This window comes from Erwinia sp. S38, assembly GCF_016624545.1.
Classification (GTDB): Bacteria; Pseudomonadota; Gammaproteobacteria; order Enterobacterales; family Enterobacteriaceae; genus Erwinia; species Erwinia coffeiphila.
The window spans coordinates 23,157-32,318 of record NZ_JACVTS010000037.1 but is presented as its reverse complement, the minus strand read 5'-3'; the positions used below and the strand labels follow the sequence as shown (position 1 = coordinate 32,318).

Annotated in this window: 8 protein-coding genes; 6 read left to right on the top strand and 2 right to left on the bottom strand. The window is 43.4% G+C overall.

Translation table 11 applies throughout. The features are described from left to right. Window positions 1-1,025 precede the first annotated feature (1,025 nt). Window positions 1,026-1,586, bottom strand: a complete 561-nt coding sequence (locus IBT46_RS25795) for a stationary phase growth adaptation protein (RefSeq protein ID WP_200547979.1) — start codon at window positions 1,584-1,586, stop codon at window positions 1,026-1,028. Window positions 1,587-1,762: 176 nt separating this feature from the next. Between IBT46_RS25795 and IBT46_RS25790 the strand changes: the two genes are divergently transcribed. The 3 genes from IBT46_RS25790 (at window position 1,763) to IBT46_RS25780 (ending at window position 5,117) form a co-directional block, all read left to right on the top strand. After that, on the top strand, window positions 1,763-2,296 hold the full coding sequence (locus tag IBT46_RS25790) for a DUF2913 family protein (RefSeq protein ID WP_234472867.1): 534 nt from the start codon (window positions 1,763-1,765) through the stop codon (window positions 2,294-2,296). A 227-nt stretch (window positions 2,297-2,523) separates the two neighbouring features. Continuing rightward, a complete protein-coding gene (locus IBT46_RS25785; RefSeq protein ID WP_200547978.1) occupies window positions 2,524-3,945 on the top strand; it encodes a hypothetical protein in 1,422 nt (473 codons plus the stop codon). 17 nt (window positions 3,946-3,962) lie between these two features. Continuing rightward, window positions 3,963-5,117: a DUF3800 domain-containing protein gene (locus IBT46_RS25780; RefSeq protein ID WP_200547977.1), complete on the top strand. Its 1,155-nt coding sequence runs from the start codon at window positions 3,963-3,965 to the stop codon at window positions 5,115-5,117. A gap of 399 nt (window positions 5,118-5,516) precedes the next feature. Here IBT46_RS25780 and IBT46_RS25775 read toward each other — a convergent pair whose 3' ends face one another. Continuing rightward, window positions 5,517-6,188 carry a hypothetical protein gene (locus IBT46_RS25775; RefSeq protein ID WP_200547976.1) on the bottom strand — a complete coding sequence of 224 codons (672 nt, stop codon included), beginning with the start codon at window positions 6,186-6,188 and terminating at the stop codon, window positions 5,517-5,519. A 68-nt stretch (window positions 6,189-6,256) separates the two neighbouring features. Between IBT46_RS25775 and IBT46_RS25770 the strand changes: the two genes are divergently transcribed. The 3 genes from IBT46_RS25770 to iolE all read left to right on the top strand — a co-directional run bounded on the left by IBT46_RS25770 (window position 6,257) and on the right by iolE (window position 9,150). Further along, entirely contained in the window at window positions 6,257-7,462 is a 1,206-nt protein-coding gene (locus IBT46_RS25770; RefSeq protein ID WP_370569533.1) for a tyrosine-type recombinase/integrase, read from the top strand. Between the two features lie 81 nt (window positions 7,463-7,543). Next, window positions 7,544-8,128: a sugar phosphate isomerase/epimerase family protein gene (locus IBT46_RS25765; RefSeq protein WP_370569534.1), complete on the top strand. Its 585-nt coding sequence runs from the start codon at window positions 7,544-7,546 to the stop codon at window positions 8,126-8,128. 107 nt (window positions 8,129-8,235) lie between these two features. Then, complete coding sequence (iolE, locus tag IBT46_RS25760) at window positions 8,236-9,150, top strand: myo-inosose-2 dehydratase (RefSeq protein WP_200547975.1); 915 nt, start codon at window positions 8,236-8,238, stop codon at window positions 9,148-9,150. Window positions 9,151-9,162 lie beyond the last annotated feature (12 nt).

Genomic DNA, 9,162 nt, shown 5'->3' with positions numbered 1-9,162 from the left:
TACCGGCCCGGAGGGCCGGTAAGTCGTTTAAGGCTTTGGATTGAATGCTGTAACTACTGGGTTCTTAGTTGCTGTCAGGGGTGCCGCGGGTGCTTTCTTTCGTCTCCGACTGTCTGACTTCAGTGCGCCTGAAAGGCCGCTGCTTAAACGGCGGTCGGGCAGGGAGATGGTTTTACCGGGCTGCATGACTATAAGGAAGCGCCTGTACGGCCATTGTGACGGAGAACACAGCCAAAACGATTGGTGGTTCAGCTTGAATGTTCTGTCTACCTAGAGGCTTTAAATTTACGGTCAGCTCTGAGAGCAATCCGTTTTATTTGAGCGAACCTAACGCGAGTTGGCCAGAATGTATTTATTGAGTTCTGCCCCCTGGCCTTTACGAAACTCAAAGGTATACGTACATCCGCGCGCTGACAAAACGTGGTAAAGTTCATAAATCAGATCGCGGTTTGGTCCTTCACCTGCAGCGGCTTTCTCAAGTGCGAGTCGAGCCGATGTGACAAGCACAACGTGTGAAGGCTCATCTAACTGCAACACACCATCGATCACCCTGCATCAGGAAACGTTTGGACGTGGTATCGTGATAGTGGAACAACACCGACCTTTTTCCGCCTTGCCATTCTGTCAGCACCCGGGTAGAACCTTCACGACTCTGCGTATTGCAACTTCCTGTTGAATAGATATGAACTGTTTTCATGTCAGAGGCTTATTCTGTTCGGTAATCTCTCAGATAGTTCAGCATACGCATCTGAATGCAACGATCCCGGGCCATAGCTGTAATACGGTTGACGAGATCGTCGAACTTCATCTAAAATCATCGTTAAGGGAAAAGCCTAACAGCTCTTGCCTTAACGGATGCAGCAGACTGAATGTTTTCATTCAGACATCCCGCAACCAGCAAATCTTTTGAGAATTTCTGGTCGAGGCCATGCCCGGTAATGGCGTTCTGAATACCAGCATGATGTTTTTGTCATACTGGCGAAGCCCACCTTAAGGTGGGCTTTGTTATTTCTGCAGCCCGGAATTTAGCGGCGTCGCCTTTGTCCCTGACCAGGAGGGACCGGCAGAGGTTTGTTAGCCCGCAAGGCATAGGCGATACTGAAGAAGTTAGCCGGTGCGCCGCCGGGGCGTTCTGTTACAGGGTAGGCGCTGGTGATATGCAGACGCAGCTTTTTCTTTTCACGAAACGCCTTGAACACCACGTAGTAGTAAAGCTTCTCTCCATTTCCCAGATCCATCTCCAGAACAGCATAGCTGCCGTAACCGGCATGAATGACCCGAGACTTGTCCAGAGATTCCACCATACGGCGTAAATGCGTTCTGGCCAGCTCATATCGCTGTTCACAGAAAGGTCGCCTACCTTTATCTCCGGCGATATACATGAGTGCTGCGATCTCATCAGGATCCTGGTGATCATAGTCCTTTGCGAAGCAGTGAAATGAATAGGTCACCCAGAATCTGTAGGTTATGTCTTCCTTTCCCTCTGCCGAATGAACGTAGACAGCTTCGTGCGCATCAAGGAACGACAGATCACGAACAGTTCCGTCTGGATGATTAAACGCAGTCCATTTTTCTACTTCTGCCACACATTTCCCCGAGGTGAGTAAGCATATCCTTGTATTATATTAATAATTAAATGCACAATGAAGTCTGCCGATAACTTACTTGCGTTGTCTCTCATAACTACCAGACAAACCCCAAGGTAAAGCGAGTGGATTGAGAAAGCATCTATCATCATCAAATGCTAAACGTAAGTAACTTTATGACACTTCAAGTGACAGCTCAAAATACAATGATGGTTGAAGACGACTGTATGAAATCTCAAAACCTTTACGTTGATCATCTTGCCTGGTGTGCTCTAGTAGCTCTAAATATGGCCTGCAAAGATGGAATCGTCAGCTCTCCTGCTCAGGAAAACATGTTCTTATGCCGTTGGCTTGCTACAGCTGAGAAAAAGCGGCTATTCCGGCGAGAGCTATCTACAGATGCCCAGTGGCTTTTAAAAGAAGGCCGTGAGAAAGGTCTCAGGGCGGATCTTCGGGGCAAGTTTGATTACCTCTGGCGTGCAAGTCGAGGCGATCTTTTAGAGCAGAATGACCTCTTCCGACTCCAACACATAATGCATGCTTTAAAGCTAACTGGCATAAAATATGGTGTTTTGAATGATAGAGAGTGGGAGGGGAAGCATGCAGTCAAGCTCAGTGAAAAGGTACCGGGAATCTTTATACGCAAAGCAGACCTTGACTCTGAGTTTGATGCCGAAGGTAATCAAAAAAAGCCATTTCTATTCGTATAACTGCAAATTTTTCAGCAGTTGACGATTTGTTAATTCGTGCCAGATGGCAACGAGTACTCACAGGCTCTTCACCAATTGAACACCAGCTTAAAGTGCCAATTGTTTCGAAATAAACGTGAGTGGTAAAATTAACTATTTACTCAAAATAACACGAATTTAATAAATCCACCCCAAAGTAAAGACATACAGAATATTTATTTTTATAACGCAAAAAAGGATTTTAAATTATGATGAATGCATTACCTTCTAATTTAAATGTTTTAGTTCATACAATCGAAAAAACAATAAACGATTGGCCAGTAAAGATCTCATTAGAGCATGCAATCAAGTGGGTTTTACAATTCGAAGTTGAACATTATGCTTTAGCAGTGAGGATTTTAGAGAATTTAGACATTCTTGACTCATCTAGCATTAGATCTTCATTGGAGGTTGCTCAAACCAAGCTCATTCGTAAGATTTCTGAGAAAGGTTCCCCAATGAAAGGAAACAACACCTTATTTGCAGCGATAGGTAATACTGCCAAAAGTGGTGCATTAATTGCCTATCATTACAGGGCAACAACTGGGATATCTGAAGATGACTTTGTGTCTAGTGATGAAGAAGAACAACTTGATCTCTCAAAAATAGACAATATTGTTTTAGTGGATGATGTAATTGGATCAGGTAAGACTATAGCAAAAGAAGTTAAACGCGTAGCTGAAGAAGTTTATTCATTATCAAAAACCAGGAACATATTCGTATTGACAGTGGCTGGTTACGATGATGGCATTAAGCATATTACGAAAGAAACTGGGGCAACTGTTGTAACAGCATTGGAATATAATACAAGAGATACTGTTGCAAATCTTGATGCGGCTTTTTATAAGGGAATGCCGGTTGCAGAGAGGAATGCGGCTTTAGAAACCATAAAAAAATATTGTCGTTTAATATCCTCATCAAACTTAGGTTATTCAGAACTTGGTGGTTTATTAATATTTGATCATAATACTCCTAATACGACCCTTCCAATTATTTGGAGTAACAGTAAAGGCTGGCTTCCATTATTTCCCAGAACAAAGAAAATGCCGGGAGTTGCAAAGTTACTTAAAAGTGCAGAGGAAGAGAGAAGAGTAACAAGCCCTTCAAATCAGTTGACTTTGTTTGTCGAAGGTAAACTAGATGAGATATTCATTGACTGCTTCCTGAAAACGAAGAATTTATTACAGGAATTACAAGTTCCTGATATTAAGGCAATCGCTTTAGGTGGACTTAATCAATCTGAAAGATTGCTTGAGCTAATCACTGAGAGCAAAAAACAGGCAATTTTCATCGTCGACAATGATCTTTATTCTCAGCGAGCATTAGAACGCATTGATTATATAAAAGAATCACACGTTCTTAAGCTGAACCCTACATTCGCAGCTATGCTGGATATTGACAAAATTTACGAGAACAAAGAAAGATTTCCTAAATTACCAGAAAAAATTCCTAATATTGATGATGAAAAATGGTGGAGTGAGTTTGAACACGCCATTTTAAAAAGAGGACCAATATCAACAAACTATAACAGGATAGATCAAATCATTGAAGAATTTCTTGATCAAGAAAAGTACGGAGTTTTTTGTGAAAATCTGAAATTAAAAATACAAGAAATGTTGAATTTTAAATAATAAAAATAGGTTATTTTATGAAAATCTACGTAGATGAAGCAGGGTTATTTAATCCTCACACGGTATTGGACAATATTGACAAAGCATGGGGAACTGTCGGGGCAGTAACTATTCCGCACAAAAGCGAAAAGAAAGTTATTTCAGCATTAAACGATTTAAAAACTAAAATGAATATCCCCTTGAATGAAGAGATTAAAAAAAATAGGCCTGATCCTAGCACTAATGATTTCTCCAATTTTGTAGATGAACTTAGAGATGCTAATTGTAGCTTACATGCCATGACAGTAAACCGTGCATCACTAAACAATGAAAGCTCAAGCGCTCACAAAGAAGACCAAATAAAAGCAAGAAAAAATTATTATGATAAAATCAAAAGTAACCTAAGCCCAGAACAACAAAATGAATATTTATCAGAGCTTGAGGATATCAATGTTCTAATTAACACAACAGGACTCCAGGAATATAATCAAATAGTAATTCAGTCTAAATTAATATCTTTCATGCTAGATAAAACCATGACATTTTATGGCCGTGTAAGTCCACGCGAACTAACTAGATTTGAATGGATATTTGATAGAAAGAACGAATCCCCTAAAAAGTTTGAGCTATTATATTCCAAATTCATGCCAGCAACTGTGCAGGTTGATTTCATAAGAGAGACAAGAGGGGTGGCAATTAATAAAGAAGATATAGTATATTTTACAAGAAATTATGGGAATAAAAAAGCTCCGTATGGAATGGGTGAAGATGAAATTGAATTTCGAAAAAACATTTACTCAGTAGATCACTCATCGATTGCAGAAAATGTAGTCTCATTTGATTTCAAAAAATTACTTAATGATAAACTTAGTTTTTCCAACTCGAAAGAGCATGCCGGATTACAAGTAGCTGACTTGCTTATTTCGGCAGTAAACAGGTATCTAAAGGGAAATGTTGATGATGTTAATAAAAGTGCAGAAATATTAGGTTCATTATTCCTTAACTCACCAAGAGATGATGTCCCTTCAATACCACATATCAATTTTTACAATGAAGATATTGCGAAACCAGAGATTGATTTCAACACACTAAGATTAATCAATGCTAAAACAAGGATTTTATACAACCCCATTTACAGAAGAAACTTCACAAAGAATATCCAAGATTTGATTGAACGACAAAACGGCATTTGATTGATAAAACCAGTGCTATAAACCAAATCAATAACAAATTCATAAGTCCACTGTTCAAGGCATTTATCAGTATTTGAAAGTACATTATTTAAAATTTGAGATAAGAAGGCAATGTTCATGCCATGGACTTAACATTGCCGGATCCTTTTAAATCATCGATAGAATTCGATTTATGGAATTAATTAAATACGCATCTCATCTTTCATAGAAAGAGTATATACAACGTTCTGGGAAAACTAGTGACTTCGGCACGCCGTGCCTGATTCTCAGGCATGGAGAAGGTAATAATAATGTGAATAAACCTTATCGTATAGTACGCCTTAGATATGGTCTTAGTAAGCTTTCAGATATCTTATTCAACATAATAAACCTTTTGCGAATTCATGTAACATACTGATTTTAATCACTTTGCATTGAAGCTGTATCATCCGCGTGATCTTTTTCATTAAGATATTTCTTGTACTTTTTCTGGAAACGGAACGCCGGTATTGAATAACACACTGTAGACTTCAATAAAAACAGAAGAATAATGGCAAAGCCTAAAAGAGCAACACACGTAACTGCCATAAATATAACAACCCATAATGGTCCTGATTTTATGTTCTGGAGGATAATATTGACATAATCATTTATTGACCAAACCACAAAAGCTAGAGCCAGGGTACTAAATAAAATCAAAGTAATTACAGACAATACCGCGAATCGATGCCTCTTCGCACTTCCGTTATCTTCACATTTAAACAAGCCCGCCATTTGCAAAAAACAACTGAGGTCTGAATTAGCAAGAGATATATTTTTGTCTTCGATATAATTGAATAGTTTTTGCATGAATGAATAGCTGTAACGGACATTATAGCTTTCAAGTTCGTTTTTCATCTCAATCTGATCATCATAGTTAATGGTGGTATTTCGTCCACGGATCAACTGTATGAAATTCCGCCTCTTCTTATAGCTTAATTTAGCGAATGTCTGTTCAGATGAAAAAACTTTCATGCCTGAGGAGAGTTTGTTTAAAGCCAGCAAAATTAAAGTTGGAATCACTGCTTTCAGAATGTCATACGTAAGGTTCATTCCCTTTCCCCTAAATAGCGCGGTTACCCTAATGATTTTTGTGCTGCGATTTGTCCATGGATTGCATAGTGTTCTGTGAGAACCAGCGCAACCTGCTCGATGAATCGCCTCAGCCCCACCTTAACTCTTTACGCTCTTCATTCAAGGAAAGAGTGCAGAAAAATAGCTACTTATTAAAATATGTATTTGAAAAAGTAGCTTTACCGGAAGCACATGTGCAGGGGATAATCCTGTCAGATTTCAACTGTCGCGAAGGCTGCAGCCTTTTCAACCCAGAGGTATACATGACCGACTCTGCCAACGATGGCGCTCTTTCACGCGATCTCGCGCTGTCGACAGACGAAGTCCTTGATGCATCCGCTCTGGCTGCCATTAGCAGCAGTCCGTCGCTGAACCCGGCTCAGTCATACCTCATTGGTCTCTCCTCCGCCACCAGCCGGCAGACCATGAAGTCCTTTCTTAATATCGTGGCGGGCATGCTTGGCTTCAGCTCCCTGCAGACATGCGCATGGGGAAGTCTCCGCCGTCATCATATTCGTGGCCTGCTGGAAATGCTTCAGGTCAGCGGTCGGGCGCCGGCCACCATCAACACCTATCTTTCAGCACTGAAGGGTACCGCCCGCGAGGCGTGGATGATGAAGCTGACAGACACAGAGAGTTATCAGCAGATTCAGGCAATACGAGCAGTAAGGGGAAGCCGGCTTGCCCGCGGACGTGCACTGGCAGCTCAAGAAATTCAGGCGCTGTTCCGCTGTTGCGAACAGGACTCCGCCTGCAAAGGCCCGCGTGACGCGGCCATGCTGGCGGTGATGCTCGGCTGCGGCCTGCGACGTTCAGAAGTGATTGGCCTGGACTACGCCAGCATTCTTCCCAAGGAGCAGGCGCTGATGATACGCGGTAAGGGAAACAAAGAGCGGCTGGCCTTTATGCCGGAAGCTGTCTGGCAGCGCATCCTCACCTGGACGGAGACGGTGCGCGGCGAACGGGATGGGCCGCTGTTTTCCCGCATACGCGCAGGTGACAGCGTCACTTATGAGCGCATGACTCCACAGGCGGTATACCACATTCTCTATGAGCGGCGTACTCAAAGTGGGATTGATGCGTGCGCGCCGCACGATTTACGCCGCACATTCGCTTCAATGATGCTGGAAAACGGCGAAGACCTGATTACAGTCCGTGATGCTATGGGCCACGCCAGCGTTACCACGACGCAAAAATATGACCGCCGTGGTGATGAACGCTTACGCAAGGCAGCTTGTAAATTGACCTTTTAAAAATGCCTTGATAGAGAGTTTTAGCGAATACTTAAAAGCCACTACAGATAAGCCAGCCTCACAAGAGGTGAGAAGCAGCAGCTGCTGAATGAAGCAGAAAAAATTACTCAGGAAGCCTCTGAGCTGGGTGTGGAAACCGTCATGGTATTACCGCGTAATGGCATAGACCACTATTCCGATGAAAAGATCATGGACATCATGAGCGAAAATATTGCTGCTATTGCCGCCATCGGTGAACAGCACGGTATTCGCTATATGATTGAGTTACCAGCTTTCACCAAATTCCGTACGCTAAGCCAGGCGCAGGAGGTGATTCGCCGCATTGGTAAAAAAAATGTCGGTGTGGTGGTTGATTTCTGGCACTTCTATGCCTCCGGCGCAACGCCACAGGATGTTGCTAAGATGGATAACGCGATGATTTTTGGCGTGCACTTCGGCGACGGCCGCGTGCCGCACAGCCCTGAAGAACCCTGGGATGAAACGGTATTACGCGACTGCATACCCGGCGAAGGGGAAATCGATTTGCGCGCCTGGTCAGAAGCCGTTAAATCAACTGGATATAATGGAGCCTGGTCGATTGAATTAATCAGCCCGCGCTTATGGGAACGTGATCCGGCGTTATTAACAAAAGAACTATTATCCTCCATTAAGAAATACGCATTTTAATTTAGAAAAATCAGACTTTAGGTGATAACAATCATTAATAATTATTAACTTCGGATTGACATCACCTTTATTACCTCCCTGTATCAATGAGTGACTGAGAGAATAATATGAATAAAATGATCAAAGCTCCTCGCTTAACAGTGAGAGTGGCCATCAGTCCACTCTCGTGGGCCAATGAAGTGATTGAAGAGTTTGGCAAAGATGCCACGGCGGATATATGCCTTACGGGTGCATTGGCTGCGGGTTATGAGGGCGTCGAAATGAGCCGCTTATTTCCCCGCAATCCTGATGAGCTGAGTAAGCTGTTATCCGATTATAAACTCTCCCTCGCATCCGGCTGGCACAGCGGCTTTCTGGCTGAGCGCAGCGTGGATGAAGAGCTGAGTGCAGTGCATGAGTTTGCCACGCTGCTACAAAAAACCGGTGCGCAGGTAATGGTGTATGGCGAATGTGCAGCAATGGCAGAGAATGCCCTAGATGTTCCGTTGTCCCGCCGCCGCCGCTTGACCCCCGAGCAGATGGCCGCCTATGGCGCACGCCTGACCGAATTCGCCAGAAAACTGGCGCAGGGCTATGGCTTGGCCATGGCGTACCACCACCACCTGATGATGGTCGTGGAAACGCAGGATGAAGTCCGCCAGCTGATGGCGGCAACCGGTGATGAAGTTGGCCTGCTGCTGGATACCGGACATGCGGTGACAGGTGGATTCAGTTATGTCGATCTGATCAATGAGTTTGGCCCACGTATTAAGCACATCCATCTGAAAGATGTGCGCACGCCAATACTAGAAGCTGTACGCAGTAAAGACCTCTCTTTCAACGAGGCGGTTCGGGCCGGCATGTTTACCATCCCTGGTGACGGAGTGATCGACTTCCAGCCGCTGTTCGAGTTTATCAACGACTCTGGTTTCGCTGGCTGGGTAGTGGTGGAAGCTGAGCAGGATCCTTCCCTCGAACGTCCGGAAATCACCGTGGCCAGAGCACGTGACTGGCTCAGCACTATCCTGCCTACCCGAGCATAAAGGAGAGCAACA

Bases quoted from the DNA above. Each gene is read 5' to 3' on its own strand.
- IBT46_RS25780 (WP_200547977.1), top strand. From the start codon at position 3,963: ATGAAAATCTACGTAGATGAAGCAGGGTTATTTAATCCTCACACGGTA.
- IBT46_RS25785 (WP_200547978.1), top strand. From the start codon at position 2,524: ATGATGAATGCATTACCTTCTAATTTAAATGTTTTAGTTCATACAATC.
- IBT46_RS25790 (WP_234472867.1), top strand. From the start codon at position 1,763: ATGACACTTCAAGTGACAGCTCAAAATACAATGATGGTTGAAGACGAC.
- IBT46_RS25775 (WP_200547976.1), bottom strand. From the start codon at position 6,188: ATGAACCTTACGTATGACATTCTGAAAGCAGTGATTCCAACTTTAATT.
- iolE (WP_200547975.1), top strand. From the start codon at position 8,236: ATGAATAAAATGATCAAAGCTCCTCGCTTAACAGTGAGAGTGGCCATC.